At 72.1% G+C, this 25520-nt stretch carries 23 protein-coding genes and 1 pseudogene; 9 read left to right on the top strand and 15 right to left on the bottom strand.

From position 1 onward, the window contains the following. Position 1 precedes the first annotated feature (1 nt). Complete coding sequence (locus tag ACIRPU_RS11200; RefSeq protein ID WP_403864761.1) at positions 2 to 688, bottom strand: (2Fe-2S)-binding protein; 687 nt, start codon at positions 686 to 688, stop codon at positions 2 to 4. Next, on the bottom strand, positions 688 to 1578 hold the full coding sequence (locus tag ACIRPU_RS11195) for an FAD binding domain-containing protein (protein ID WP_403864758.1): 891 nt from the start codon (positions 1576 to 1578) through the stop codon (positions 688 to 690). The genes ACIRPU_RS11200 and ACIRPU_RS11195 overlap by 1 nt, the downstream gene beginning before the upstream one ends. 383 nt (positions 1579 to 1961) lie before the next feature. Between ACIRPU_RS11195 and ACIRPU_RS11190 the strand changes: the two genes are divergently transcribed. Then, on the top strand, positions 1962 to 3665 hold the full coding sequence (locus ACIRPU_RS11190) for a PucR family transcriptional regulator (protein ID WP_403864755.1): 1704 nt from the start codon (positions 1962 to 1964) through the stop codon (positions 3663 to 3665). A gap of 170 nt (positions 3666 to 3835) precedes the next feature. After that, complete coding sequence (locus ACIRPU_RS11185) at positions 3836 to 4621, top strand: hypothetical protein (RefSeq protein WP_355705934.1); 786 nt, start codon at positions 3836 to 3838, stop codon at positions 4619 to 4621. A gap of 253 nt (positions 4622 to 4874) precedes the next feature. On the opposite strand, the pseudogene ACIRPU_RS11180 reads toward ACIRPU_RS11185, so the two are convergent. From ACIRPU_RS11180 to ACIRPU_RS11160, 5 genes and pseudogenes are all read right to left on the bottom strand, one after another. Beyond that, positions 4875 to 5036: pseudogene (locus ACIRPU_RS11180) on the bottom strand (IS5/IS1182 family transposase); the annotation flags it as partial. A 44-nt stretch (positions 5037 to 5080) separates the two neighbouring features. Beyond that, the gene (locus ACIRPU_RS11175; protein ID WP_403864752.1) at positions 5081 to 5236 is read right to left on the bottom strand and encodes a hypothetical protein; all 156 of its coding nucleotides are present in this window, start codon (positions 5234 to 5236) and stop codon (positions 5081 to 5083) included. A 137-nt stretch (positions 5237 to 5373) separates the two neighbouring features. Next, positions 5374 to 5721 (bottom strand): nuclear transport factor 2 family protein, encoded by a 348-nt coding sequence (locus tag ACIRPU_RS11170; RefSeq protein WP_403864749.1) that lies wholly within the window; start codon positions 5719 to 5721, stop codon positions 5374 to 5376. Continuing rightward, a complete protein-coding gene (locus ACIRPU_RS11165; RefSeq protein ID WP_403864746.1) occupies positions 5718 to 6314 on the bottom strand; it encodes a TetR/AcrR family transcriptional regulator in 597 nt (198 codons plus the stop codon). The genes ACIRPU_RS11170 and ACIRPU_RS11165 overlap by 4 nt, the downstream gene beginning before the upstream one ends. Positions 6315 to 6551: 237 nt before the next feature. Then, positions 6552 to 7574, bottom strand: coding sequence for an NAD(P)-dependent alcohol dehydrogenase (locus ACIRPU_RS11160; protein ID WP_403864743.1), 1023 nt, complete (start codon positions 7572 to 7574; stop codon positions 6552 to 6554). Positions 7575 to 7691: 117 nt separating this feature from the next. Here ACIRPU_RS11160 and ACIRPU_RS11155 point away from each other — a divergent pair, with 117 nt between their 5' ends. Both ACIRPU_RS11155 and ACIRPU_RS11150 read left to right on the top strand, forming a co-directional pair. Next, the gene (locus ACIRPU_RS11155) at positions 7692 to 8357 is read left to right on the top strand and encodes a TetR/AcrR family transcriptional regulator (RefSeq protein WP_403864740.1); all 666 of its coding nucleotides are present in this window, start codon (positions 7692 to 7694) and stop codon (positions 8355 to 8357) included. A 70-nt stretch (positions 8358 to 8427) separates the two neighbouring features. After that, the gene (locus ACIRPU_RS11150) at positions 8428 to 8877 is read left to right on the top strand and encodes a hypothetical protein (protein ID WP_403864737.1); all 450 of its coding nucleotides are present in this window, start codon (positions 8428 to 8430) and stop codon (positions 8875 to 8877) included. A gap of 193 nt (positions 8878 to 9070) precedes the next feature. Here the strand turns inward: ACIRPU_RS11150 and ACIRPU_RS11145 are convergent, their stop codons facing one another. Continuing rightward, positions 9071 to 9895: a GntR family transcriptional regulator gene (locus ACIRPU_RS11145; RefSeq protein WP_403864734.1), complete on the bottom strand. Its 825-nt coding sequence runs from the start codon at positions 9893 to 9895 to the stop codon at positions 9071 to 9073. Positions 9896 to 10051: 156 nt separating this feature from the next. Here ACIRPU_RS11145 and ACIRPU_RS11140 point away from each other — a divergent pair, with 156 nt between their 5' ends. Together ACIRPU_RS11140 and ACIRPU_RS11135 are read left to right on the top strand one after the other, a co-directional pair. Next, on the top strand, positions 10052 to 10900 hold the full coding sequence (locus tag ACIRPU_RS11140; protein WP_403864731.1) for a (2Fe-2S)-binding protein: 849 nt from the start codon (positions 10052 to 10054) through the stop codon (positions 10898 to 10900). A 312-nt stretch (positions 10901 to 11212) separates the two neighbouring features. After that, positions 11213 to 12277 carry a DUF2637 domain-containing protein gene (locus tag ACIRPU_RS11135; protein ID WP_403864728.1) on the top strand — a complete coding sequence of 355 codons (1065 nt, stop codon included), beginning with the start codon at positions 11213 to 11215 and terminating at the stop codon, positions 12275 to 12277. 157 nt (positions 12278 to 12434) lie between these two features. Here ACIRPU_RS11135 and ACIRPU_RS11130 read toward each other — a convergent pair whose 3' ends face one another. The 3 genes from ACIRPU_RS11130 to ACIRPU_RS11120 form a co-directional block, all read right to left on the bottom strand. Then, positions 12435 to 12923, bottom strand: coding sequence for an ATP-binding protein (locus ACIRPU_RS11130; RefSeq protein ID WP_355705938.1), 489 nt, complete (start codon positions 12921 to 12923; stop codon positions 12435 to 12437). Positions 12924 to 14004: 1081 nt separating this feature from the next. After that, positions 14005 to 14556, bottom strand: coding sequence for a hypothetical protein (locus tag ACIRPU_RS11125; protein WP_403864725.1), 552 nt, complete (start codon positions 14554 to 14556; stop codon positions 14005 to 14007). A 136-nt stretch (positions 14557 to 14692) separates the two neighbouring features. Further along, positions 14693 to 15325, bottom strand: a complete 633-nt coding sequence (locus ACIRPU_RS11120; protein WP_403864723.1) for a hypothetical protein — start codon at positions 15323 to 15325, stop codon at positions 14693 to 14695. A gap of 222 nt (positions 15326 to 15547) precedes the next feature. On the opposite strand from ACIRPU_RS11120, the gene ACIRPU_RS11115 reads away from it, so the two are divergent. Then, on the top strand, positions 15548 to 17035 hold the full coding sequence (locus tag ACIRPU_RS11115; RefSeq protein ID WP_403864720.1) for a helix-turn-helix domain-containing protein: 1488 nt from the start codon (positions 15548 to 15550) through the stop codon (positions 17033 to 17035). A gap of 67 nt (positions 17036 to 17102) precedes the next feature. Here the strand turns inward: ACIRPU_RS11115 and ACIRPU_RS11110 are convergent, their stop codons facing one another. Both ACIRPU_RS11110 and ACIRPU_RS11105 read right to left on the bottom strand, forming a co-directional pair. Then, positions 17103 to 18845: a pyruvate dehydrogenase gene (locus tag ACIRPU_RS11110; protein ID WP_403864717.1), complete on the bottom strand. Its 1743-nt coding sequence runs from the start codon at positions 18843 to 18845 to the stop codon at positions 17103 to 17105. 62 nt (positions 18846 to 18907) lie between these two features. Further along, entirely contained in the window at positions 18908 to 21172 is a 2265-nt protein-coding gene (locus ACIRPU_RS11105; protein WP_403864714.1) for a protein phosphatase 2C domain-containing protein, read from the bottom strand. 451 nt (positions 21173 to 21623) lie between these two features. On the opposite strand from ACIRPU_RS11105, the gene ACIRPU_RS11100 reads away from it, so the two are divergent. Both ACIRPU_RS11100 and ACIRPU_RS11095 read left to right on the top strand, forming a co-directional pair. Continuing rightward, positions 21624 to 22607 carry a helix-turn-helix domain-containing protein gene (locus tag ACIRPU_RS11100; RefSeq protein WP_403864711.1) on the top strand — a complete coding sequence of 328 codons (984 nt, stop codon included), beginning with the start codon at positions 21624 to 21626 and terminating at the stop codon, positions 22605 to 22607. 91 nt (positions 22608 to 22698) lie between these two features. Further along, entirely contained in the window at positions 22699 to 23181 is a 483-nt protein-coding gene (locus ACIRPU_RS11095) for a DUF456 domain-containing protein (protein WP_384113077.1), read from the top strand. 94 nt (positions 23182 to 23275) lie between these two features. Here the strand turns inward: ACIRPU_RS11095 and ACIRPU_RS11090 are convergent, their stop codons facing one another. Both ACIRPU_RS11090 and ACIRPU_RS11085 read right to left on the bottom strand, forming a co-directional pair. After that, complete coding sequence (locus tag ACIRPU_RS11090) at positions 23276 to 23788, bottom strand: methylated-DNA--[protein]-cysteine S-methyltransferase (protein WP_403864708.1); 513 nt, start codon at positions 23786 to 23788, stop codon at positions 23276 to 23278. Then, positions 23785 to 25170: a bifunctional transcriptional activator/DNA repair enzyme AdaA gene (locus ACIRPU_RS11085; protein ID WP_403864705.1), complete on the bottom strand. Its 1386-nt coding sequence runs from the start codon at positions 25168 to 25170 to the stop codon at positions 23785 to 23787. The genes ACIRPU_RS11090 and ACIRPU_RS11085 overlap by 4 nt, the downstream gene beginning before the upstream one ends. Between the last annotated feature and the right edge of the window lie 350 nt (positions 25171 to 25520).

The raw sequence follows: 25520 nt of genomic DNA, 5'->3' as shown, positions 1-25520 counted from the left end.
GTCAGACCGCCTCTCCCTGACGGGCGGCCGCCAGGCGGACCGCGTCCATGATCTTCTCGTAGCCGGTGCACCGGCAGAGGTTGCCGGAGAGCGCCTCGCGGATGTCCGCGTCGCTCGGGTTGGGGTTGCGTTCCAGCATCTCGTCGGCGGCGACCAGCAGACCCGGTGTGCAGAAACCGCACTGGACGGCGCCTGCGTCGATGAACGCCTGCTGGATCGGGGCGAGTTCGGTTCCCTCGCGGGTCTGGGAGTCGGCGCCCTCGGCCGGCCGGCCGTCGGCCCCGCCGGGGTAGGGAGAGGTGCCCGCCGTTTCCGGCGTTCCCGCCGTTCCCGCCGTTCCCGCCGTTCCCGCCGTTCCCGCCGCGCCAGGCGTTACCGCCGTTCCCGAGGTGCCGCAGGAACCGGTTCCACAACCGGCGCCGCCGTGCTCGGCGCGCTGCTTGGCGAAGTCCGCGAGGCCCTCGACGGTGACGATGTCACGGCCCTCGGCCTGTCCGGCGGCCACCAGGCAGGAACACACCGGGACGCCGTCCAGCCGGACCGTGCACGAGCCGCACTCGCCCTGCTCGCAGGCGTTCTTCGACCCCGGCAGCCCGAGCCGCTCACGCAGCACGTAGAGCAGGCTCTCGCCCTCCCACACGTCGTCGGCTTCCTGCGGGCGTCCGTTGACAGTGAAGTTGACGCGCATCACGCGGCTCCCTTCGCGGTGCGGCGGGGGCCGCGGTACGACTCCCACGTCCAGGTCAGCGTGCGGCGGGCCATGACGCCCACCGCGTGCCGTCGGTAACTCGCCGTCCCCCGGACGTCGTCGATGGGGTTGCAGGCGGCGGCGCACAGGTCCGCGAACTGCTTGGCGACCGAGGGGGCGATGATCTTTCCGTTGTCCCAGAAACCGCCTTCTTCGAGCGCCGCGTTGAGGAAGTCCTCGGCGGTCTTCGCCCGAACGGGGGTGGGCGCGGCCGAGCCGATGCCGGTACGGACGGTCCGGGACCGCGGGTGCAGCGCGAGACCGAAGGCGCAGACGGCGATGACCATGGCGTTGCGGGTGCCCACCTTGGAGTACTGCTGCGGGCCGTCGGCCTTGTTGATGTGGACGGCGCGGATCAGCTCGTCGGGAGCGAGCGCGTTGCGCTTCACGCCGGTGTAGAAGGCGTCGATCGGGATCCGGCGGGTACCGCGTACCGACTCCGCCTCGACCTCGGCGCCGGCCGCCAGCAGGGCGGGGTGGGCGTCGCCGGCCGGGGAGGCGGTGCCGAGGTTGCCGCCGACGCCGCCGCGGTTGCGGATCTGCGGAGAGGCCACGGTGTGCGAGGCGAGAGCCAGGCCCGGCAGCTCGGCGCGCAGGTTCTCCATGATCCGGGTGTAGGGGACGGAGGCGCCGAGCCGCACGCTCTCCTCGCCGACCTCCCATTCGTAGAGATCACCCACGCGGTTGAGGTCGAGCAGGTACTCGGGCCTGCGGTGGTCGAAGTTGATCTCGACCATCACGTCGGTGCCACCCGCAATCGGCACAGCGGTGGGGTGCTCGGCCTTGGCGGCGAGCGCCTCCTCCCAGCTGGCGGGGCGAAGGAAGTCCATGACCGGCTCTCTTCTTCGTCTCTTGAGTCTCGTGAGTCGTATCGAGCCAGAATCGGGTGCGGCGGGCCCAGCTCGTTCATGTGGTGTTCACGCGGAGTGGGGCCAGTACACAGCGCCTTGCTCCGACCGGGTCAGTCACGGAAACCATGAAGGAGTTGGCTGGTCGGCCCAGGCATCTTGTAGATTCGTATGAACGGAGGCCCTCAGTAACCTCCTGGTTTTCCTGTGGAAACGTAGGAAACAACCTGGCGACCGAAGAATGCGGTTCGTGACTGTCCGCCGCACCGGCCGGGCCCTCGGGAGCGGGACCGACGGCGGGTCCTCCTCCACCCTGTCCTTCAGGATTCATCGTAGTTTTCGAGACAAAGAACGGCGGCGACGAGATGCGGCTGCGCGCACTGCTGGACACCGATGCGCTGGGCCTCAGGCTCCTCGGCGGCGAGGACGAGCTGGACCGCACGGTACGGGGTGTCATGACCACCGACCTGCGGGACCCCAGCCGCTACCTCTCCGGGGGCGAGCTGGTGCTGACGGGCCTGGCGTGGCGCCGGGACGCGGCGGACTCCGAGCCGTTCGTGCGGATCCTGGTGCAGGCCGGGGTGACCGCGCTCGCGGCCGGCGAGGCGGAGCTGGGGGACGTTCCGGAGGACCTGGCCGTGGCCTGCGCCCGGCACCGTCTCCCGCTGTTCGCGGTGCACGAGTCGGTGGCCTTCGCGACGATCACCGAGCATGTCGTGCGGCAGGTGTCCGGCGAGCGCGCCGGGGACCTGGCGGCCGTCGTGGACCGGCACCGCCGGATGATGACCTCGGGCCCGGCGGGCGGCGGCCCGGACGTGGTCCTCGACCTGCTCGGCTCCGACCTCGACCTGCGCGCCTGGGTCCTGTCCCCCACCGGGCGGCTCATCGCGGGCCCGAAGATGGCCGGCCCGGGGCTGCCGCCCGACGCGTGCGCGAAGCTGGCGGCGGAGCACCTGGCGGCCGTCCGCACCGGACGGCGCGGACCGCACCGGGTGATCCTGGGCCAGACGACGTACTCGCTGTTCCCGATCCGCAACGGTGGTGGCCGCGCTGCGCAGACCTCACGTGCCGCACAGGCCCTCCAGGCATCACGGGACGTGCGCGAGAGCGTCCTGTCGGACTGGCTGCTGGCCGTCGAGGCGGACGCCGGGGACTGGGCGGACGAGCGCCTCGACCTGCTCCAGGGCGTCACCCAGCTGATCGCCGTCGAACGGGACCGCCGGGACGCCGCGCGCACGGTGCGCAGGCGTCTCGCGCAGGAGGTGCTGGAGCTGGTCCAGACGGGCGCGGCCCCGGCCGAGATCGCGGCCCGCCTGCGGGTGGCCGCGCCGGTGCTGCTGCCTGGGCTGGGGGCCGCCCCGCACTGGCAGGTGATCGTGGCCCGGGTCGAGTGGGACGACGGCGGGCCGGAGGCCGGCCCGGTCGCCCAGTCGCTCCTGGAGGAGATCCTGGTCGACCCGCTCGCCACCGGACCCGAGCCCTCCGACCGTATCGCCGTGGCCCACACCGGCGACGAGGCCATCGCCCTGGTCCCGCTGCCCGCGGTGTCGAGCGAGCACGACGGCTCCGAGACCGGCGTCCTCGCCGACGCGCTGCTCGCGGCCGTTCGGGAGCCGCTGTCGTCCGGCCTCGACGGCGACGGGCGGCTCACCCTCGGCGTCAGCGCGGCCGTGCACTCGGCGGAGGGGCTGCGCGGGGCCCTGGAGGAGGCACGACACGCCCGGCGCGTGGCCGCCGCCCGCCCCGGCCGGGTCTGCGCCGCGGGGCATCAGGAACTGGCCTCGCACGTGCTGCTGCTCCCGTTCGTCCCCGACGATGTGCGGAAAGCGTTTACCGCCCGTCTCCTGGACCCGCTGCGCGAGTACGACCGACGGCACCGCGCCGAGCTGATCCCGACCCTCGAAGCGTTCCTGGACTGCGACGGTTCGTGGACCCGGTGCGCGTCCCGTCTGCACCTGCACGTCAACACGCTGCGCTACCGGGTCGGACGGATCGAGCAGTTGACGAGCCGTGACCTCTCACGGCTGGAGGACAAGCTGGATTTCTTTCTCGCACTGCGGATGAGCTGATACCGGACCGGCGCCGGTCGCCACCCCTGGGTCACGGCCGGTCGACACCTTCGGGGCGCGGAGTCCACGACTTTGTGAAATCCTTCACCCGCCCCCTTGGCCCGGCCCCGCGTTCCGTGCTGAGATGCGGCCACCACTCAAAGCTCGACGGCGCGCTCGGGGAGGGCAACGTGGCGTACACCGCCATGTCTGGTACCGGAACGACCTCAGGTGACGACCCCCTCCAGACCGCGGTATGGCGGCTGCGCTCGCGCGCCTGCTGGACCGACGCGGCGGCCCTGCTCCCGCCCGACAGCGCGGCGGGCTCGATCCAGCGGGCCGCGCTGCTCGTGGAACGGTGCCTGTACACCGAGCAGGGCTGGCAGGACGCCGAGGACGCGCTGCGCACGGCGGAGGCGCTGGCCCACGACGACGAGGAGCGCGGCGCGGCCGCTTGTGAACGAGGGCAGCTTGCGTACGCGGCCACGCTGCACGGCGTGCGCGACCGGGTGGACGAGGCGCGGGCCGCGCTCGGCCGGGCGGCGGCGCTGATCCCGCCGGACGCGCCCGGACGGGCGTTGCTGGACTTCCGCCGCGGCCTGCTCGCGGAGAACATCTCGCGTTCCCCGCAGGCGGCCAGGGCCGCGTACCGCCGCGCCCACACGGCGGCCGCGGCCCACTCCGACCTGCTGCTGCTGTCCTTCACCTGGCGCCACCTCGCCGGACTCGCCCTGCGCGACGGCGAGATGGCGGAGGCCCGGCACGGCTTCGCCGAATCCCTGCGCATCCGGGAGGAGTTGGGCTACCTGGTGGGAACCGCCCCGGCACTGGCCTCGCTGGCGGACGCGGAGGTCGACCCGGAGGCCTCACGGCTGCGGGAGGAGGCGCGCCGGCTGTTCCGACTGCTGGGCGGCGTACCGACCTGGCTGGCACGGCAGTTGACCCCACCGCCGACGCCCAGCCCGTCCGGAGTCTGAGAACGAGGCCCGATCGGAGCCGGGCAGGCGAAGCCTGGTCGGGTGTGCATAGGCGACGCCTGGCCGGGGTGCACATGGGGTGAAGCCTGGTCGGGGTGCGCATGGGGCCTGGCCGGGGTGCATGGGGCGGTGTCTCGTAGGGCGCAAGCAGGCGAGATCTCGCCGGGGCGCGAGCAGGCGGAGCCTCCGCCCGGCTCAGAGGGCGTTTTCTCCAAAGATTCAGTCCCTTGATGTCCCGGTTCGGTGGGTTCTGGGTGCCGCGCCGTGTAGGGGTGGATTCGTGGGTGAGTCGACGGGTCATGAGGTTGATCATCGCGACGTGGATCATGGCTTCGGAGCGGTGGGGTTTGGCTTCGTAGTCGCGGGCGAGGCGGCGGTGATTCATCAGCCAGCCGAGCGTGCGCTCGACGGTCCAATCACCACGTAGGGGATCGGTCCACACCGGTGCGGAGGCAGCGGTCAGGGCCAGGTGGTGACGATCTCGTCGACCACGTGGAACAGGCCCTCCGGGGTGTCCGGGCCGCCGAGCCGCGTCACCGTGGGGAGGAGGCCGTAAATGCAGGAGAGAGTCTCAGAGCGGGGTTTCTCCTCGCACGCGTCCAACAGGGCGGACAAGGCGCGGTACTGGTCGGCCGGCCACCTGCCGACGAGGGTGCGGAGTAACTCCGGGTACTCCTGGGGGACGGTCGACAGTGACCTCGCCGAGCGGCGCCGGCTGATCGGCGAGGCGCTCAGCGAGGCTGCGGGATCCGCTATGCGGGGAGGAAGAACCCGGTGATGTCGGCGAGTCGGCCGTCGCGGTGGAGTGCGGTGCTCACGCCTGCCATGGCGGGTTCGCCGTGCTCGCCGAGCTGGGTCCACCGTGCGAGCGACCGGTCGTGGTGGTCGAGTACCTGGTCGATGCGGAACCGGTGGCCGGGGAAGGCTCCGGCGAATCCGGTCATGTAGGCGGCCAGCTCGGTCAGTCCGCCGACCTCCGTGCCCGGGTCCCGGTAGGCGACGTCTTTGACCGCGACCGCGTCGAGTGCGGTGAGCCGCTCGCCGGGGTCGATCGACCAGCACGCGGCATAGTTCTCCCAGAGCTGCTGTGAGTCACTCATCGCTGTCCCTCTTTCTCGGGGCCGATCGACGCCATCGCGCCGTCGGTGATCGTGTGCAGTTTGGTGAAGGGCGTGCCAGCCCTGACCAGTACCAACAGGCCTTGATAGAGCGCCAGCAGGTGGGCTGCCGACACCTCGACGTTCAGATCCGCCGAGAGCAGGCCGAGGGCGCGGCCGCGCGTCAGGGCTTCGGCGAAGCCTGACTCGATCGTCTCCAGCCCTCGGCGTACTCCGGCGGCGGCCTGCGGAACGGTGAAGGACTCCACGGCGGTGTTGGTGAGCAGACAGCCCGGATCGGGCTCGGGGCCGGTCTGGAACGCCGAGGTGAAGAACGACCGGATGCCCGCCACGGGGTCTGCCGACTCCAGGAGATGGACTCGGACCCGGCCGTGGACAACCTGGTCGTTGTAGGCGTCCAGGGCGGCGCGGAACAGGCCGTCCTTGCTTTCGAAGGCCCGGTACAGGCTGCCAGGGTGCAACCCGGTCGCCTCCTCGATGTCCCGCAGCGAGGCTCCGAGGTATCCCCGGTGGCGGAACAGTCGCATGGCGGAGGCAAGGACCTCCACCCGGTTCCAGAGCTGTTTACGTCCCACCGGCCCTCCATAGCTGAACGCATAGTTGAACGATCGATCACAAAAAATAGCATGGCAGCCGATGGGCGTCGAACTGGCCCACCCGGTTGGCGAGAGAGCCTTCAGTTCGCTGCTCTGTGCTCAGTGGCCGGTTGGGGAGGCGTTGCCGCTGTCGGGCAAGCGGGGCAGTCGGTCGCCAGGCGTGGAGATGCCCAGGAGTTGCTGGTGGATGGCACGTTGTCGGTGTCGGCCACGGTGTCACCCGGCGGGCAGGGTGAGCGCCAGCTTGCCCGTGACGCGGCCGTCGAGGAGGTGTCGGACCGCTGCGGCAGTCTCGGCGAGTGGGTAGACGCGGTCCATGACAGGGCGGAGCGCGCCCGCGTCGAAGAGACCGGTCAGATCGCGCAGCCCGTCGGCGTGCTCGGAGGAGATGAAGGTGCCCAGGTGCCGGCCGGTGAACGGGGACAGCATCTGTGCGCGCAGCTGCCGGTCGGCGCCGCCGAGCCAGGGCTCCTTCGTCTCACCGCCGGTGATGACCAGCCTGCCGCGGGGCGTGAGGGCGCGGCGCAGATCCCGCAGACCGCGGTTGCCCGCGATGTCGATGATGGCGTCGTAGCGTCGCGGGCCGACGAGGAAGTCCTCGCGGGAGTAGTCGATCACGTGGTCGGCGCCCAGCGCCCGTACGGCGTCGAGCTTGAGAGTGCTCGCGACGGCTGTGACCCGGGCGCCGAAGGCGTGGGCGAGTTGGACGGCGAAGGTGCCCACGCCGCCGGCGGCTCCAGTGATCAGGACACGGTGGCCATCCCGGATTTTGGCCTTGTCGCGGACCGCCTGGAGTGCGGTGAGCGCGCTGACGGGTACCGTCGCCGCCTCCTCGAAGGTGAGTCCCGTCGGCTTGGGAGCGATCCTGTCGGGACGGGTGGCGGCGTATTCGGCGAACGCTGCGACCGCCGTGCCGTAGACCGCGTCGCCGGGCGCGAACCCGGTCACGTCGGAGCCGACCGCCTCGATGACGCCGGCGATGTTGCGGCCGGGGTTGGGGAGCTTCGGCCTGCGCAGCCCGCTCACGGGCCGGACCGCGTAGGGCAGACCGGCCATCATGTGCCAGGTGCCCCGGTCCACGCTGGAGGCGCGCACCCGCACCAGCACCTCGCCCGGCCCGATGCCGGGCCGGGCCAACCGCGCCGTGCGCAGCACGTCTTCCGGCTCGACGCCGTAGCGCTCCTGCACGACCGCCACCATCGTCCTCACCCCACCGGTGGTTGTGATCGGCTCGCTCATGTTCTGCATCGTCCCCTGCTTACTTACGGTGTAAGTAAATGCTTACGCCGTAAGTAGAGCACTTACGGCGTAAGCTCGTCAATGCTGGGAAACCTCAAGAGGGAGTGAGCGACCACAGTGACTCGACGCACCACCCCGCAGCCGACCCGCGAGACGCTCACCCGGCAGCGGGTACTGCAAGCAGCCGTCGAACTCGCCGACAGCGGCGGCCTGGAGACGCTCAGCATGCGCAAGCTGGGCGAGGCCGTCGGAGTCGAGGCAATGTCCCTGTACAACCATGTGGCCAACAAGGAGGACCTGCTCGACGGCATGGTTGACCTGGTCTTCGGCGATGTCGAACTGCCCACGCCGGGTGACGACTGGCGGCAGGCGATGCGGCAGCGGGCAATCTCGATGCGCCTCGTGCTGTCCCGCCACCGCTGGGCGATCGGGCTGATGGCGTCACGATCCACTCCGGGCAAGGCCACCCTGCGTCACCACAATGCCGTTCTCGGCTGCCTGCGGCAGGGCGGGTTCTCGCTCACCCGGACTGCCCACGCCATCTCGCTCATCGACAGCTACATCTACGGGTTCGCCCTGCAGGAGAAGGCCTTGCCCTTCGACACCCCGGAGGAGACCGCTGAACTGGCGGAGTCCATCATGAGCGGCTTCGCCGACGGCGAGTACCCGTACCTGACCGAGATCGCGACCGCTCACGTGCTGCGTCCCGGGTACGCCTACGGCGACGAGTTCGAATTCGGACTGGACCTCATCCTCGACGGCCTCCAGCAAGCGGCGGAATGAGGAGCCACTGAACTTGATTGGGTGATGTCGGGGCCGGCTGTCCGACCCGAGTTGCCTGGCTCCGGGCCCGATGGGTGTTGCCGGGCACTGCGCCAGTCCCGGCGGCTTCCACACCGACGACGGCAAGAAGATCGGGTCGTTCGCCGTCCACCGGCCCCCGCGCAGGGTTCTCCTGCTGCACGTCTGCCTGATGCTGCTGGCGGCCCACCTGACGAACACCCTGCCCTGGGCCGCAGCCTCCGAGTGGATCATCTGGAGCGTCCTGGCTGCGGCCGTCCTCCGGACTACCTCAGCCGGGAGTAGTGACCAGGAGGGGTCGGGGCGGTCCTGCCCCGGCCCCACGCGGCGCGTCCTGCGGATGGATGTATGTCCAGACGCGACCGGGTTCGAGACTTCCCCGCGTGGGAGGAGCCGGCGCCCGGTTGGAGCGTCGTACGACAGGGCGGCGGACGACTTCACCATGGGCCGCCCCGACGGCATGCTGTTCTGCTCCGACGGCCTGAGCAGCTCAAAGGAGTGACAGCGCACCGCATGCCCGGCCGGGGTGTTCATCGCGCTGGCCGGGCACGTCAGTTGACGGTCAGGACCGCCGTGTTGTTCGCGAGGTCCGGGTCGAAGTCGTTCTCGTACTCGCCGAACTCACCGAACGAGGGATGGATGCTCACGGCGCCGATCGCACCGGGCACCACCGTGTCGACGCGCACAGGGGCGGTTCAGTTGCGCGTGCCTGCGAAGTGGCCGCGCACCAGCGTCTGCGCCCGGTCCGGCTCCCCCGCCGTCAGCGCTTCCAGCAGCGCCATGTGCTCCGCCGCGTCGGCCATGAGATCCGCCCGCCCGCGCCGCACCGACCCGCCGGCCAGCGGCCACTGCGAGCGCCGGTGCAGGTCCTCGGCGACGCCGACCAGCTGCTCGTTGCCGGCCAGGGCGAGCACCGCCCGGTGGAAGACCCGGTCGGCCTCCGCGTACGTGGCCGGACAGCCGGAGGCCGCCGCGCGCACGCTCGCCTCACCGACCGGCCGCAGCTCCGCCCAGCGCTCGGCGGGCACCGTACTGGCGAGCCGCAGCATCACGGGAACCTCGATCAGCGCGCGCACCTCGGCCAGTTCGGCCAGCTCGCGCGTGCTGCGCACGATCACCCGGAAGCCCCGGTTCGGGACGACCTCGACGGCGCCCTCCAGCGCCAGCTGCTGCATCGCCTCGCGCACCGGCGTCGCGGAGACCCCGAAGCGGTCACCGAGGACCGGCGCCGAGTAGACCTCGCCCGGCAGCAGTTCCCCGGCGACGAGCGCGGTGCGCAGGGCGTCGAGGATCTGGCCGCGCACCGAGGCGCGCTGCACCACCGGCCGGGGGCGCGGGACAGGGGTCTCGCTGTGCGTGTGCTCACCGCGCGCGGCGCCCGTCGGGCCGCATCTCTCCCGGTCCGCGCCCGCGCCGTACTCGGCGGACCCCCGTGACTGCGCCGGCACCCGGGCACGGCCTTCGGCCCCCGGCACGGCCGGGGTCCCGGTACCGGTGGAGCCCTGCGCACCCTGCTCCACGGGGCCTCCTCCGGCCTTGTCGGTACTTGGGGTCATTACGGCGGGTTGTTACTCGTCCGTCAAGCACCTTAGGCGTACTGGCCGTCAGTTCAAATCCCGACCATACTCAGTAAGGTAAGGCTTACCTTTAATCCCACTCGAAACGGCGGTCCCGGCATGCCCACAGCCCCGTCGGCCACAGCGGAGGCCTACACCCGTCTCGCGGAGGTCTTCCCGGACCTGACCGTCACGGAGCTGGGGCACCAGGAACCGTTTCCGCAGGGCGGCGGCTGGGTCACGGCGGCCGACCTCGCGAAGGGCGGACCGGCACTCGAGGCCTTCCTCGCCTGGGACGACGCCCAGGTCGTCCGTGACTACGGACGACCCGCCCGCCCGGACGTCGTGGCGAGCTTCGGACTGCACCGGTACTCCTGGCCCGCCTGCCTGCTGATCACCGTCCCCTGGTTCCTGCACCGCCGGGTGCCCCGCCTCCCCGTGACGCACGTCTCGTACGACCGCACGGGCGACGGCATGCGGATGGCCGTCCGGCCGCCCACCTCCTTCGCCTGTCTGCCGGGCGATCCGGCTGCACTGCTGCCCGGCGCCCGGGTGGTCCCGGACGAGGAGGCACTGCGGGCGGAGGTGCGGGTGGCGATAGCCGAGCACCACGAGCCGGTGCTCGCCGGGTTCGGACCGCCCACGCGACGCCGGGGCCGGGCCCTGTGGGGCATGGTGACCGACGAGATCGTCGAGGGCCTCTGGTACGTCGCCGAGCTGCTCGGCGAGGGCGAGAAGGACCGGGCGCGTCGGGAACTGGAGCTGCTCCTGCCGGGCGCCACCCGCCCCTACGTCGGTTCGGCCTCCTTCCGTGAGCTGACCGGACCGGACGGCGCGACCCTGCCCACCCGGGACCGGGCGAGCTGCTGCATGTTCTACACACTGCGCCCCGACGACACCTGCGCCACCTGCCCGCGCACCTGCGACGCGGACCGCGTCACCAAGCTCACCGCGGTCGCCGCCAGTTGAGGGCGCCTCAGGCACACCCCCGGGGCCGGACGCAGTCGGACGTCCCGTAAGATCACCCGGACGAGACTCCCCCGGGTTACAGGCAATTCACAACTTCCTCACTTCCCCCGGGAACTTTCCGAGGAACCACTCGTACGGGTAGTCTTATTCGAACTCAACTCCCGCCCCTCAAGCGGCAGTTCGAGCAGAACGTCGCCCTGGGCATCCCCTTGCACTTCCTTGGCGGCCTCTTGCCCCGAAACCCCCTGAGGGACGGCGGGATTGCGCCACTATGGCGGGCGTTACGCCCTATCCCAATGCAAGGGACCCCTGATGAGATTGACCGACATATCGCTGAACTGGCTGCTTCCCGGCGCCGTACTGCTCCTGGGCATGCTGGCGGCGGTGGCGGTGCTCGCGCGCGGCAAGCGCTCCTCCGGGGCAAACGCGAGCGCGGACGATTCGTGGGAGCGTACCGAGGAGCGCCGCAGGCGCAAGGAGGCCATATATGGCACTGCCTCCTACGTTCTTCTCTTCTGCTGCGCGGCCGTGGCCGCCGCGCTCTCCTTCCACGGCCTGGTCGGCTTCGGCCAGCAGAACCTCGGCCTCACCAACGGCTGGGAGTACCTGGTCCCGTTCGGCCTCGACGGCGCCGCCATGTTCTGCTCCGTGCTCGCGGTGCGCGAGGCCAGTCACGGTGACGCCGCACTCGGCTCCCGGATACTCGTATGGACGTTCGCGGGCGCGGCAGCCTGGTTCAACTGGGTGCACGCCCCCAGGGGTCTCGGTCACGACGGCGCGCCGCAGTTCTTCTCCGGCATGTCCCTCTCGGCGGCCGTACTCTTCGACCGGGCCCTGAAGCAGACCCGCCGGGCCGCGCTGCGCGAGCAGGGCCTCGTGCCCCGTCCGCTCCCGCAGATCCGTGTCGTGCGCTGGGCCCGTGCCCCCCGCGAGACCTACAAGGCCTGGTCGCTGATGCTGCTCGAGAACGTGCGCAGCCTGGACGAGGCCGTCGACGAGGTCCGCGAGGACAAGGCCCGCAAGGAAGAGACGAAGCTGCGGCGCCGCGAGCAGCACCGCGTCGAGCGGGCCCAGTTGAAGGCGATCAGCCGGGGCCACGGCCCCCGCTTCCCCGGTCGCGGTGGCGGCGGTGGCCGTCCGGTGGAGGCTCCGGCCGCCCTGGAGCCGGCCACGGCCGAGCGGGTCGCCGCGGAGCCTGCCATAGCCAACTCGGCGGAGCAGCTGCCCGCACGCTCACGTCACTCCCTGCAGCCCGTACGCCACGGTGCTGACTCCTCGATCACCGTCGACCTCACCGCGGAGGACGACACCATGGCCCTGCCGCGCCTCGACTCCCTGGAGCGCAAGCTCAAGGACCTGGAGCAGCAGTTCGGCTGACGGATCATCGGTTGTCACGGGAAGGGGGCGCGACCGCCGAGGTCGCGCCCCCTTCCCGTTGCCCGCCGCTCAGCGGCCGCCGCTCGACAACCGGTTGCCCGTCGGCCCCTTGCCCGACGACCGCTCGCCAGTCGGCCGCTCGCCCGTCGGCCTGCGCTCACGCGGCCCCGGCGCCCAGCTCGAACCAGATGACCTTGCCGCCGCCCTGCGCCCGTATCCCCCACGTGTCCGCGAGGGACTCCACCAGGACCAGACCCCGGCCGTGCGTGGCCTCGTCGGCGCTCGGCACCCTCGGCCGGGGGCGGTGGGCCGCGGAGTCCCGCACCTCCACCCGCAGGCCTGACGGTGAGACGGTGGCCGTCAGGACCGCGTCGTCATCGGTGTGCACGAGCGCGTTGGTGACGAGTTCGCTGGTGAGCAGTTCCGCCGTCTCCGACCGCCCCGGCCTTCCCCAGCCCCGCAACAGCTCCCTCAGCGCCCGGCGCGTCTCGGGCACCGCCCGCAGGTCCGCCCGCCCCAGTCTGCGCCTGAGCTGCGACGCCCGGTCCTGATCCGTCACGTCCTCGGCCCTGTTCTCCCCCGCCTGTCTCGTCGCCGAGGTGCCCACGATCGCCGTCGGACCGCTTCCCCGTGCCTGCCTCTCCATGACCCCCGCCCGCGTGTCGATGTGGGTTCCCCTCCTGCTCGAACACGTTCACGGGGATCCTTGCCCGGTCGACACCTCGCCAGTCATGTCGAATCATCGACGCCCGGGTGTTCGGCCATGTTCGGGCGGGCCGCCAGGACGCTCCCGGGAAGGGGGTGACCGCCCGACAGCACTGTTCGGGCCGCCGGGGAGGGGCCTTCCACGGCGCGTCCGCCCCTCGATCGAGCGCGTCCGGAGCGAGCGCCGGGACGGTTCGCACCTCCTGCGCGGTACGTGGCCCGTGCGCCGCCGGTGACGTCGGCGCGGCACAGGCCGGACGGGCCGACGCCGGCGGACCGGGCCGTGCGCGCCGCCCACGATCCCGCCGCGGCCGACGCCCCGAGAGAAAAGCCCAGGTCGAGCGGCCGGTTCCGCTTGGCGGGGTGAATACCGGGAAAGAGGGCGGGTCGCCGGGCGGGGACGGTGATCGGCCCCGGTTTCCCGCCGATGGGGCTGCCGTACGACGGCGCCGACGTGCCGTCGGGGGGCGCGCGCCCGCGCAACGGAATCTGACCGTCTCCTCCCTGGCGAGCGGGAGTGAGCCGGCGTACCCGCGGTGCGATACGGCCGCCGATCCGACCGTCCCGCCCGGCTCCGGACCTACGCACCCGGGTGGCCGACTGACCGCCGGGGATCGGCCCGTCTGCCGAGTCGCCCCTGCCGACCTGGCCGTATGCGAAGAAGCGGTGGGGCAGCAGGTACCGCCCGCACCGCGTCGACCGCGGCCCCGCACCGCCCCGCCGCGACGAGCGCGCCCTCGCAGGGCCGACGAGGTTGGCCGGAATCCGCTGGTGCGCGAACGGCCGCGGCGGGGAAAACGGTGGGGTGGACCGACGATCGAGCCGGTGGTCGGGCGATCGACGTACGCGTCGCCGGAAGTGCCCCGGCAGACAGCAGACAGTAGACAGCTGGCAGAAACAGAGGCCCCCCTCGGCCGAACGCTCACCCCGTCGGCCTGGCGTGTGCGGCATCGGCGTCCGGCCGAGCGGCGGTGCGTGGGCGCGGCGGTGCCGGGCGCGGCGGTGCGTGGGTGCGGGGTGCTCTAGCCGACCTCGGCTCCCGTCGTGCCGATGTGGAAGATCTTGCGGGTCCCACGGGTCATGTCGACGATCAGCTTCGTGGTCTGGTCGCCCCAGGTGAGGGTGACGACGGCCTCCGTGTAGTTCGCCGTCCCGTTGTCGGTGACCTTCCACGCGAGCGGGACGTTCTGAGCCTGGAGGACGCCGTTGGCGTGGTTCTTGTCCTCCCAGGCCGCCAGCTCCTTCTGGAAGGCGGGGGTGAGGTAGTGCTTGCGGAGTTCGTCCGCGAGCTTGTCGCCGCCCTCGTCGCTCACCGCGTCGATGTAGGCGCCGTAGAAGTCGGCGATGCGCGTGATGTTGTCCGACGGCTTGCCGCTCACGCTGCGCGGGCTGCCGGCGGAGGCCTGCGCCGTCACGCCGAGACCCAGGGCCAGGGCGAGGCCGGCGGCCACTGCCGTACGGCGCCGGGTGGTACGGAAACGGGACGTGCCGTTGCCGGTCGTGTTGCCCGCACCGATCGTGTCGATGGTGTCGGTCGTGTCGATGGTGCCGGTCGTGCTGTTGTCGCTGGTCATGTGCGTGTTCCCCGTCGGTCTCGTGTGTGCGGCCCATGCGGCCCCACTGGTGGCTGCGTGGTCGTGCGGGGCCGCCGCCCTCCCGACCCCCGTGGCGGGAGGGCGGCGGCCCCGGTTCTTCCTCGGTGGTCGTGTGTCAGTGGAGCTTGTTGACGGCCCTGACGGTCGTCTTCTTGAAGGCCTTCACCGGGGCGTCGCCGAAGTCGCCCAGCTGGCCCCAGTCCACGACCGTCACCGTCGTGCCGTCGCGGCCGACGGAGAGGAGGCGGATGTCGTTCGCGCCCCAGGAGGTCTCGGTGTGCAGGCCGTAGACGTGGGCGCCTTCCTCCACGTTCAGCTTCCCGTAGTCCTTGAGCGTGGCCTCGACCTCCGGGTCCGCCTGCTCGATCCACGCGGGACAGGACTTGATGTCCCGGTCGACCCGCGAGAACCGCCCCTTCGCCGCGCTGACGCTCGACAGCTCGACGCTCACCTGACGGGCACTCGTGTCGAGGTCGGTCCGGAAGTCCCGGTACCAGGAGTTCCGGCCGTCGCCCAGCACCATGGCGAGGCAGCGGTCCACCTCGACGTCCGGTGACGCGCCGGCGGTGATCTTGCCCGCCGTCCAGGACGAGCTGGGGTGCGGCGGAAGGTCGGCGGCCGAGAGGAATCCGGGCGGTCGCACGGTGGCGGCGCCCGCCGGTACGGCGAGCACGGAGCCGAGGGCGAGGCCCGCGGCCGTGAGTGCGGTGAGCCCGGTGAGCGTGCCCGCTCGGGTGCGCTTGGACATGGGTGTCCCCCGTGAGTCAGTGCATGGTTGTGGGTTGTCATCTCGACACCGGTTGGTCGGTCCGGCCCTGGTCGGTGCGACACCAAGAGCATCGGCGGTCCGGGCGGCTCGGTGCAACGCTCGACGCCCGATCGGCCGGGGTGGAACCATCCCATCCCATCTGACGTGCAGGTATATGAGTGCCTGGGATGACCGCCGGGCCGGACGAACACGGGGAGAACGGTGTCGACCGACGACGGCGTGGCCGATGTGGCGGAGTTCGCGGCGCTGCTGACGGAACTGAAGGGCCGCACGGAGCGCAGTTACGGCTCCCTCGCCCGCCGGCTGGGCATGAACACCTCGACGCTGCACCGGTACTGCGCGGGGGAAGCGGTTCCGCAGGATTTCGCCCCCGTCGAACGGCTCGCGGAGTTCTGCGGCGCGACACCGGACGAACGCCTCGAACTGCACCGACGCTGGCTGCGAGCGGTGGCGGCCCGCCAACGGTCCCGGATCACGGCGACTTCGGAGAACCCGGAAACACAGGAAGCCCCGGAAACACAGGAAGCCCGGGAAGCCCGGGAAACACGTGAGCCCTACGAACAGTCGGAAACACCGGGAACGACGGGGACACCGGTAACGCCGGTAACGAAAGAAACGTCGGTGGCGCCGGAAACGCCGGCAACCGCAGCAACCTCAGAGACCGTGAAACCCGCTGAAACGCCGGCGGAAACGGACGCCCGGCCTTCGGCAGAAGCGCAGGCTCGGAAACCTGACGGGAAACAGGTACCGCCTCGCCGTTGGTACCGCCGTCGGCGCACCACGGTCGCCGTCGGCGTCGCCTGCGCACTGCTCGCCACCCTCGGAACGCTGTCCGCGCTGCCCGGCGGCGGCCGCCCCTCGGCCTCCGGCGACGCGGCCCCGTCCTCCGGTTCCGCCACGGCCGCGCCCCGGACGACGGCCCCGTCCCCCTCCCCGACGACCGGCGAACGCTCGACCGCCTCCTCCACACCCGGCGCCTCCTCCGCCTCCGCCCGCCCCACGAGGACCACCCTCTCCCCGGGCACCTCCCCGGCCGGCGGCAAGGCCTCGGCGCCCGCGTCGGGCGTGCCGCTCGCCTGGACCGTCGACTCGCAGCTGTGGGCGCAGGGTTGCGGTCACGACTACGTCATCGACAAGCCGCCGGCGCAGGTCCCGCCGCCCCCGGCGGAGCAGGACGCCGGCCCCTGGGCGACCGCCCAGGGCGCGGTGCACGGGCGGGAGACCAATGTGGAGATCTCGGTGCAGGGCCGCACCTCCACGGCCGTCGTGCTGACCGCGCTGCGGGTGCGGGTCGTCGGTCGTGCCTCCCCCGTGCCGGGCACGGCGTACGCCATGGACCAGGGCTGCGGCGGCTCGCTCAGCAAGCGTTACTTCGCGGTCGACCTGGACAAGGACCGTCCGGTGGCGCACTCGGTCGCCGGCGACGACGCGGGCACGCCGATCCCGGCGGTGAGCCTGCCCTACCGCGTGTCCAGCGCCGACCCCGAGGTGCTCCTGGTCACGGCACGGACCGAGACCTGCGCCTGCGACTGGTACCTCGAACTGGACTGGTCGTCCCAGGGCCGCACCGGCACGGCCCGTGTCGACGACCACGGCCGCCCGTTCCGCACGAGCGGCATCAAGGGACTGCCGCGCTACTGGTACGGCTCCGAGAACGGCGAACGTCAGTGGGTCCCGACCGGCGACTGACACCCCTGACCCCGGCCGTCGCCGTCCGCCGGCCGTCGCCGTCCACTACCGTCCACCATCCACCGTCCTACGGCCGTGGCATGTTGCGCAGATTGGAACGGGCCATCTGAAGCATCCGGCCCACTCCGCCATCGAGAACGATCTTCGAGGCGGAGAGTGCGAAACCGGTTACCATCTCGGCGCTGATCTTCGGCGGGATGGACAGGGCGTTGGGGTCGGTGACGATGTCGACGAGGGCTGGACCCTTGTGCCGGAAGGCGTCCCGCAGGGCGCCGGCCAGCTGTCTGGGCTTCTCGACGCGCACACCGTGGGCACCGCAGGCGCGGGCGACGGCGGCGAAGTCGGGGTTCTTGTTGGTCGTGCCGTACGAGGGCAGACCGGCGACCAGCATCTCCAACTCGACCATGCCCAGTGACGAGTTGTTGAAGAGGACGACCTTCACCGGCAGGTCGTACTGCACCAGCGTCAGGAAGTCGCCCATCAGCATGGCGAAACCGCCGTCGCCGGACATCGACACGATCTGACGGCGGCGGTCGGTGAACTGGGCGCCGATCGCCATCGGCAGCGCGTTCGCCATGGAACCGTGCGAGAAGGAACCGATGACACGGCGACGGCCGTTGGGCGTGAGATAGCGGGCGGCCCAGACGTTGCACATACCGGTGTCGACGGTGAACACGGCGTCGTCGTCCGCGAGTTCGTCGAGGACGGCGGCAACGTACTCGGGATGGATGGGAACGTGTTTCTCCACTTTCCGCGTGTACGCCTTCACCACCCCCTCCAACGCGTCGGCGTGCTTCTTCAGCATCCGGTCGAGGAACCGCCGGTTCTCCTTGGCCCGCACACGCGGGATGAGACAGCGCAAGGTCTCCCGTACGTCGCCCCACACGGCGAGGTCCAGTTTCGAGCGTCGGCCGAGGTGCTCGGGGCGCACGTCGACCTGGGCGATCTTCACGTCGTCGGGGAGGAAGGCGTTGTAGGGGAAATCGGTTCCGAGCAGGATCAGCAGGTCGCACTCGTGCGTGGCCTCATAGGCGGCGCCGTAACCGAGGAGACCGCTCATCCCGACGTCGTACGGATTGTCGTACTGAATGTATTCCTTGCCGCGCAACGCATGCCCCACCGGCGACTTGATCTTCCCGGCGAACTCCATGACCTCGGCGTGCGCGCCGGCCGTGCCGCTGCCGCAGAACAGGGTGACCTTGTCCGCCGCGTCGATCATCGCGACGAGCGCGTCGATCTCGGCGTCGCCGGGGCGGACGGTGGGCCGTGCGGTGACGAGAGCGGTTTCGACCGCTTTCTCGGGAGCGGGCCGGTCGGCGATGTCGCCGGGGAGCGACACGACGCTGACGCCGCCGCGCCCGACCGCGTTCTGGATGGCCGTGTGCAGCAGCCGTGGCATCTGTTTCGGGCTGGAGATCAGCTCGCTGTAGTGGCTGCACTCGCGGAACAGCTGATCGGGGTGGGTTTCCTGAAAATAGCCGAGACCGATTTCGCTGGACGGGATGTGCGAGGCGAGGGCCAGGACGGGGGCCATGGAGCGGTGGGCGTCGTAGAGGCCGTTGATGAGATGGAGGTTGCCGGGTCCGCAGGACCCCGCGCAGGCCGCGAGCTTCCCGGTGATCTGGGCTTCCGCCCCGGCGGCGAAGGCGGCCGTCTCCTCGTGCCGGACGTGGATCCAGTCGATGCCGGGGTTGCGCCGCACCGCGTCCACGACGGGGTTGAGGCTGTCCCCCACGACACCGTAGAGACGCCGCACTCCCGCGCGGGCGAGGATGTCCACGAACTGTTCCGCGACGTTCTGCTTGGCCATGGCTCGACGCACCCTTCGGTCTCCTCGGGCTCCCTCCCTCCACAGTGGCCGCGGTGACCCGGTTACGCCTCCCAGACGGCCGCCGCCGTGCGGTCGTCGGCGTAGCCCTTCACCCTCACCTGGGTGTCGGCAAGGAAGGCGGCGAGACCGGGCGGGGACTGGCCCGACCAGCGCCCCGTCAGGTACCCGGACAGCTCCGGCTCCCCGCGCAGGGGTTCGGCCAGACCGTCGCTGCACATCAGGAGCGTGTCACCCGGGCGGGCTACCGAGGCGCGGAAACGGAAGGGCTCGCGGGGCGGTTCCGGGTCCGGGTCGTAGGGGTTCGGCGGTGTGGTGATGCCCAGGTCCATGGTGAGCCGGTCGCCCTCGGGCGTCTCCGCGGGCAGCGAGCCGAACCCGACCACCGGTTCGCCCGCCACCGCGCCCACCTGCGGTTCGATGTCCCGCCACACGCCTCCCCGCAGCCGGAACAGTCCGCCGGCGCCGACGCCGAAGAAGACGCGCGTGCGGCAGGCCGGGTCGGCGGGCAGGAGCAGGCAACGCAAGGTGGCCGCGTACTCGTCCGGTTCCAGGCCCTGTTCGGCGGCGCCGGCGCGGAGCCGCCCGAGACTGCGGTCGGTGAGCCGGTGCAGGCCCGACTTCAGGTCGCCGCGCCGGGCCGCCCTTATGTCCTCCGAGAGCCGGACGTGGCTGCGGCCCACGGCCCGCCCGATCCACTGGCACACCTCGGCGGCCGCCCGATGCGCTCCCGGGGTCGCCCGGGCGCCGGTCGCCAGCGCGACGAGGATCAGCGCCTGCTCGCCCGTGCCGAAGCGGGCGGTGAGAAGCGAGTCGCGGCGCGGCTCCCCGCGATACCGCGCGGAGTCCCCCCGCACCGACGCGGCCCGCAGCGCCCAGGTCCCGTACCGGGCGCCGTCCAGGACGGTGTCGGCGACCAGGTCGGCGAGGTCGTCCGGGTCCGCGGGCGGAAGAGCGGTGGGCTCGGCGTCGTAGGTGGGCGGCCCGGAACCGACGTAGTCCTTGGAGGTGGACAGGGGCGGCCGGGCGGGCGGGGCGGGCAGGCTGAGGACGGTGGGGGGATGGTCCGGCGGGGCGGTGCTCGGGGTGACGGACGCGCTTTCCGAGTCCGGCTCGCGTCCCGGGGCGGGCGCGGGGTCCGTCGCGTGGAGGGGGGCTGCCGAGCCGTCGACGGAGGCGGTGGGGGCCTGTGGGGGCGGCGGCGCGTGGGCCGGAACGGGTGGCATCGCGGGCGGTGGCGGCGGCGCGGCGGGTGAGGCGGACGTGGCGCCCTCCACGGACTCGGTCGCGGTCACCGAACCGGCGGGTGAGCTCGGCGGCGGCGGGGGCGGGGTGGACGGCGGCGTGGACGGGGTGGACGGCGGCGCGGGTGGAGTGGACGGCAACGGGGGTTCGGAGACGCCGGGGGGCGTCTCCCTCGGCGCAAGGCCGTCGTCGTCGGCGGCGGGGGCGGGAGTGGGAGTGGGCGCGGGGGCGGAGTCATGGAGCGTCCGCTGGGCGAATCCCGGTGGCAGCTGGCGGGGCGGGAAGTTCGTGGGACCGGCGGGCGTGGCCGACGGCGGCTCCCACGGAGCGCGGTGCCGTCCCGGCGGACGGGCACCCTGGTCCGCTTCCACGGCGCCTGCGCCGAGGCCCGCCCCCCGTTCGGCGACGTCACGCTCCGCACCGCGTCCGATGCCGTCACGCTCAGTGTCACGTCCGGTGCCGTCCCGCTCGGCGTCGCTCCAGCCGTCACGACGCTCGTCACCTTCGCGTCCGGCACCGGCGCCAGCACCAGCACCAGCACCAGCACCAGCACCAGGCTGTTCGGGGTCAGGCCCGGTATTCCAGGGGGTGTTCCACCCGGTTTCCCGCCGCGGGGCGGACTCGGCGGCGGATCGGCTCCGGGGCAGCGGAACGGTGGCATCCGGGGACGGCGGCGCCCCTGCCGTCGTCGCGGCGGACGAGGACCACCAGTCGGTCTGCCCGGCGGAACCGGACCGCTCGGTGCGGGGTGGCGGCACCGGGCCCGCGCCGCCGGGAACGTCCGCGCCGCCCGCGTGGCCCTGTCTGCCGCCCGTGTCCTCCGGGCGCCGAGGAGCCGCCGTGCCTCCCGTGCCGCCGACGCCGTCCGGCGTACCCGCACCCTTCGTCGCCGTACCGGCGCTCTCCGCCGTATCCGCGGAGCGCACCGCTCCGGCGGCCGAGGCGAAACGGTCGTCCAGGGAGTCCGCGGTGCGCGCGGGCCCCGCGTCCTCGGTGGCGTCGTCGTACAACTGCCCCCACCAGTCGTCCTCGTGACCGGTGGGCCTTCCCCCCTGCTGGCTCATGCCCCCAATTGTCCACCGCGCGGGCCCGATGAAAACGGGGCATCCGGAAAATGCGCCACCGCACGTGTGTCGAACAGGGGGCCGAGTGACGTCCTGAACGGCAGTGCGAAGCATGGTGCGACAAAGGTCGCCGGGCGGTTCCACCCCCCACGGGGGAACCGCCCGGCGACATGGGGTGACCCACGCTCATATCCCCTATGCGCCCCTGCGCGTCATGAGCCCGGATCACGTTCTCGAAAGGTTTCCGCGCCGCGGCGCGGTGGCCGACCGGCCCGAGTCTGCACGGCGTTCCTGGACCTCCGCTGTGGATGTTCAGTGGATGATCACGTGTTTCCGCCGTGGCCACACCTTGGCAGAGTGACCGGCGGTACGGCGATGATGTGCGGCGGCGGGTTTACGCCGTGGCTGTTTCCCGCCACTTCACGGGACGTCAGAAGGAGAGAGACCCCCGATGCTGGGAGCGATAGGGCTGGACGAGACGCACGAGTCGGCGTACCGGGCGCTGGTGTCCGTGGGCGCCGCCGACGTGCCCGACCTGGCGCGTCGGCTGGCCCTCGGCGAGCACGACACCGAACGCGCGCTGCGCCGGCTGGAGCGGCACGGCCTCGCCGCGCAGTCCTCGGGTCGCCCCGGTCGCTGGGTCGCCGCGCCTCCGGGCGTCGCACTGGGCGCGCTGCTCACCCAGCAGCGGCACGAGCTGGAGAAGGCGGAACTGGCGGCGGCCCTGCTCGCCGAGGAGTACCGGGCGGCCGCCGCCGAACCGGCGGTGCACGACCTGGTCGAGGTGGTGACGGGCGCCGCCGCCGTCGCCCAGCGCTTCCTGCAGATCCAGCTCGGGGCGAGCGAGGAGGTCTGCGCGCTGGTCACCGGTACCCCGGTGGCCGTGACCGGCGGCGAGAACGACGCCGAGGAGCGGGCGACCGCCCGCGGGGTGCGCTACCGCGTCGTACTGGAACGGGCGGTGCTCGACCGGTCGGACGGCATGACGGAGCTGACCGCCGCGCTGAACCGGGACGAACAGGTGCGGGTGGTGGACCGGGTGCCGACGAAGCTGGTCGTCGCCGACCGCTCGCTCGCCCTGGTGCCGCTGACCGGCCGCTCGGCGGAGCCCGCCGCGCTGGTGGTGCACGCCAGCGGGTTGCTGGAGCTGCTGTCGGGTCTGTTCGAGTCGGTGTGGCGGGAGGCGCTGCCGCTGCGCCTCGGCACGGCCGGCGTCGTCGAACAGGTCCCGGACGGTCCCGACGCCGCCGACCTGGAGATCCTTTCCCTGCTGCTGGCCGGGATGACCGACGCGAGCGCGGCCAAGCAGCTCGACCTCGGGCTGCGGACCGTACAGCGCCGGGTGAAGAGGCTGATGGAGCTGACGGGAGTGACCACCCGGCTGCAACTGGGCTGGCACGCGTACGAACGCGGCTGGGTGGCCCGCGAGCACTGACCGCACGGGTCATCGGGCCGGGCCGGGCGGGGCCGGGTCGGGCCGTACGTCTTGACCTGCGCGTTCTCGTCGACTCGGGCACCCTGGGCAGATGGGAGTGGCACAACTCCTACTGGTCGGACTGGTCATTCTGCTCGGCCTGTGCGGAGTGCTGGTGCCCGGCGTGCCGGGGTCGTGGCTGGTGTGGGCCGCGGTCCTGTGGTGGGCGCTGGAGGATCCGCAGCCGGTCGCCTGGGGCGTGCTGGTCGGTGCCACGGTGACGCTGTTCCTGTCACAGGTGGTGCGCTGGACGCTGCCGCCCCGTCGGCTGCGGGAGAGCGGCGCGACCCCTCGGATGGCGGTGTACGCGGGGCTCGGCGCGTTCCTCGGCTTCTTCCTGCTCCCCGTGATCGGCGCGATCCCCGGCTTCATGGGCGGCATCTATCTCTGCGAGCGTCTTCGCCTGGGCCGCCCCGGCGAAGCGCGGGCGTCCCTGCGCACGGCGATGCGCTCGGGCGGCTCCAGCGTCCTCGCGGAGCTGTTCACCTGCCTGTTGATCATGGGGGCGTGGCTGGGGACGGTTCTGTGGGGATGACTGCTCTGAGGATGACGTCTCTGGGGATGACGTCTGGGGATGACGTCTGGGGATGACGTCTCTGGGATGACGCGCCCCGGCGGCGGCCTCTCGATCAGGCGAGGGTCCGCGACCGCTCCTCGAGCGAGCCCTCCAGCGTGAGCAGCCGCACCTTGCGCTCCAGCCCGCCCGCGTAACCCGTCAGCGAGCCGTCGGCGCCGATCACCCGGTGGCAGGGGCGCACGATCAGCAGCGGATTCGCCCCGATCGCCCCGCCGACGGCCCGTACGGCCATCCGCGAGGCGCCGACACGGGCGGCGATCTCACCGTAGGTCGTGGTCGCCCCGTAGGACACGGATTCCAGGGCGGCCCACACGCGCTCGCGGAACTCGGTGCCGTCGCTGCGCAGCGGCAGCCGGAACTCCTTCAGCTCGGCGGCGAAGTAGGCGGCGAGCTGCTCCGTGGCGGAGCGGAAGGGCCCCGGGTCGTGCCGCCAGTCGTCCTGGACGGTCCGCCCGCCCTTCTGGCCGGGCACGGAGACAGAGGTCAGCGCGGCGTCGGCGTCGGCGGTGAGCAGCAGGGGGCCGAGCGGGCTCGCCACGCTGGTCCAGTACGTCAGGTCGGTCATCGTTCCTCCGCGGCGCGCAGATGGTGCAGGGCGTAGGTGCGCCAGGGGCGCCAGGTGTCGGGGACGTCCGGGCCGGGCGGCACGACGTCGGGGTCGCCGAGGGCACGGGCACGGATCTCCGCGATGGTACGGGCGTCCAGCCCGGGCACCGCGAGCAGCGCCTCCTGGGCGTCGTCCCGGTCGACGCCCGGGTCCAGCCGTACGGTGCCGTCGGCGAGGGCGGCGGTGAGGGCGCCCAGCGGCCCCTCGGGCTCGGACTGCGCCAGGGCGGCCGGCTCGGGGAAGAGGTGGGTCAGGGTCCCGCAGGGCGCGTCGAGGGCCTTGCCGTAGGCGCGAACGAGCCGTTCCGCCGCCACCCGCCCCACGACCGCCCGCACCGCGTGCTCCTCGGGATCGGCGGCCCCCGGCGCACGCAGTCCGGGCCGGGCGGCGACCAGCGGGGCGAGCCGCGGATCGGCGCCGAGCCGCTCGTCGACGGCGTACGGGTCGGAGTCGAGGTCGAACAGCCTCCGCAGCCGCTGGACGGCGGTGGTGAGGTCGCGCGGGTCGGTCAGATGCAGCCGGGCGTCGAGCCAACCGCCGGGATGGACGGCCGACGCCCGGCCCGGGTCGCCCGCCCGCTCGTCCACCGCGACGATCCCGGTGCCGTACGGCAGCCGCAGCGTACGGCGGTAGGTGCGCCCGCCGGGCGGCCCGCTCACCTCCTCCACCCCGGCCACGGCCTCCCGCCGCAGCAGGTCGAACACGGCGCCCGCGTGGTACGGGCCCCGGTGGGCGAGCCGCAGCGGGATCCCGGCGGACGGAGTGGCGGTGCGGCGGGTCGCGCGTACCGCGGCCCGCAGTTCGGTCGGCGTCGTCGCGTACACGGTCCGGACGGTGTCGTTGAACTGGCGCACGCTGGCGAATCCGGCCGCGAAGGCGATCTCGGTGACCGGCAGGCCCGTCGTCTGGAGCAGGACCCGCGCGGTGTGCGCGCGCTGCGCGCGGGCGAGGGCCACCGGCCCCGCGCCGAGTTCGGCGGTGAGCTGCCGCTGCACCTGGCGGGCGCTGTACCCGAGCCGTACGGCGAGCCCGGTGACGCCCTCCCGGTCGACGATGCCGTCACCGATGAGCCGCATGGCCCGGCCGACGACGTCGGCACGCGCGTTCCAGTCGGCCGATCCCGGCACGGCGTCCGGGCGGCACCGCCGGCAGGCCCGGAAACCCGAGCCCTGCGCGGCGGCGGCCGTCGCGAAGAAACGCACGTTGCGGCGTTTCGGCGTCACGGCGGGGCAGCTGGGGCGGCAGTAGATACCGGTGGTCTCGACGGCGAAGAAGAACTCGCCGTCGAACCGGGCGTCCCTGCTGCGAACCGCCTCGTAACGCGTGTCCTGGTCCTTCATGGACCCCAGTCTTCGCGCCCGAGGGAAACCGTGCTAGCGGAAATCGGACGTGACGCTGGACCGGTAACGCTTGCCGGACCGGCAAACGACACCGGCCGGGCAAGCGTTACCGACCCCCGCACGCGTTACCGCGAACCGCACGCGTTACGGCGAACCGGGAAGCGGTTACCGCGAACCCGGAAGCGGTTACCGCGACGAGGAAACGGTTTCCGGGACCGGCAGAGCGGATTCCGGGGTCGGCAAACGGTTGCCGAAACAGGTACCCGTTCACCGGGTCCGACAAGCGTTACCGGAACGGCCGCGCGTCACCGGGCCACGCACGCGTTACCGAAATAGGCACCCATCGCTGG

It is taken from the genome of Streptomyces sp. NPDC102259 (genome assembly GCF_044766465.1).
Classification (GTDB): Bacteria; Actinomycetota; Actinomycetes; order Streptomycetales; family Streptomycetaceae; genus Streptomyces.
Note: the sequence above shows the minus strand (reverse complement) of the source record. Positions and strands in the feature narration are given on the sequence as shown.

What these genes read in the sequence shown, in the direction of transcription:
- ACIRPU_RS11100 (WP_403864711.1), top strand. Translation starts at nt 21,624, where the DNA reads ATGCTGGGAGCGATAGGGCTGGACGAGACGCACGAGTCGGCGTACCGG.
- ACIRPU_RS11125 (WP_403864725.1), bottom strand. Translation starts at nt 14,556, where the DNA reads ATGACCAGCGACAACAGCACGACCGGCACCATCGACACGACCGACACC.
- ACIRPU_RS11135 (WP_403864728.1), top strand. Translation starts at nt 11,213, where the DNA reads ATGAGATTGACCGACATATCGCTGAACTGGCTGCTTCCCGGCGCCGTA.
- ACIRPU_RS11105 (WP_403864714.1), bottom strand. Translation starts at nt 21,172, where the DNA reads ATGAGCCAGCAGGGGGGAAGGCCCACCGGTCACGAGGACGACTGGTGG.
- ACIRPU_RS11120 (WP_403864723.1), bottom strand. Translation starts at nt 15,325, where the DNA reads ATGTCCAAGCGCACCCGAGCGGGCACGCTCACCGGGCTCACCGCACTC.
- ACIRPU_RS11085 (WP_403864705.1), bottom strand. Translation starts at nt 25,170, where the DNA reads ATGAAGGACCAGGACACGCGTTACGAGGCGGTTCGCAGCAGGGACGCC.
- ACIRPU_RS11195 (WP_403864758.1), bottom strand. Translation starts at nt 1,578, where the DNA reads ATGGACTTCCTTCGCCCCGCCAGCTGGGAGGAGGCGCTCGCCGCCAAG.
- ACIRPU_RS11150 (WP_403864737.1), top strand. Translation starts at nt 8,428, where the DNA reads ATGGGTGTTGCCGGGCACTGCGCCAGTCCCGGCGGCTTCCACACCGAC.
- ACIRPU_RS11110 (WP_403864717.1), bottom strand. Translation starts at nt 18,845, where the DNA reads ATGGCCAAGCAGAACGTCGCGGAACAGTTCGTGGACATCCTCGCCCGC.
- ACIRPU_RS11170 (WP_403864749.1), bottom strand. Translation starts at nt 5,721, where the DNA reads ATGAGTGACTCACAGCAGCTCTGGGAGAACTATGCCGCGTGCTGGTCG.
- ACIRPU_RS11200 (WP_403864761.1), bottom strand. Translation starts at nt 688, where the DNA reads ATGCGCGTCAACTTCACTGTCAACGGACGCCCGCAGGAAGCCGACGAC.
- ACIRPU_RS11090 (WP_403864708.1), bottom strand. Translation starts at nt 23,788, where the DNA reads ATGACCGACCTGACGTACTGGACCAGCGTGGCGAGCCCGCTCGGCCCC.
- ACIRPU_RS11130 (WP_355705938.1), bottom strand. Translation starts at nt 12,923, where the DNA reads ATGGAGAGGCAGGCACGGGGAAGCGGTCCGACGGCGATCGTGGGCACC.
- ACIRPU_RS11190 (WP_403864755.1), top strand. Translation starts at nt 1,962, where the DNA reads ATGCGGCTGCGCGCACTGCTGGACACCGATGCGCTGGGCCTCAGGCTC.
- ACIRPU_RS11095 (WP_384113077.1), top strand. Translation starts at nt 22,699, where the DNA reads ATGGGAGTGGCACAACTCCTACTGGTCGGACTGGTCATTCTGCTCGGC.
- ACIRPU_RS11160 (WP_403864743.1), bottom strand. Translation starts at nt 7,574, where the DNA reads ATGAGCGAGCCGATCACAACCACCGGTGGGGTGAGGACGATGGTGGCG.
- ACIRPU_RS11140 (WP_403864731.1), top strand. Translation starts at nt 10,052, where the DNA reads ATGCCCACAGCCCCGTCGGCCACAGCGGAGGCCTACACCCGTCTCGCG.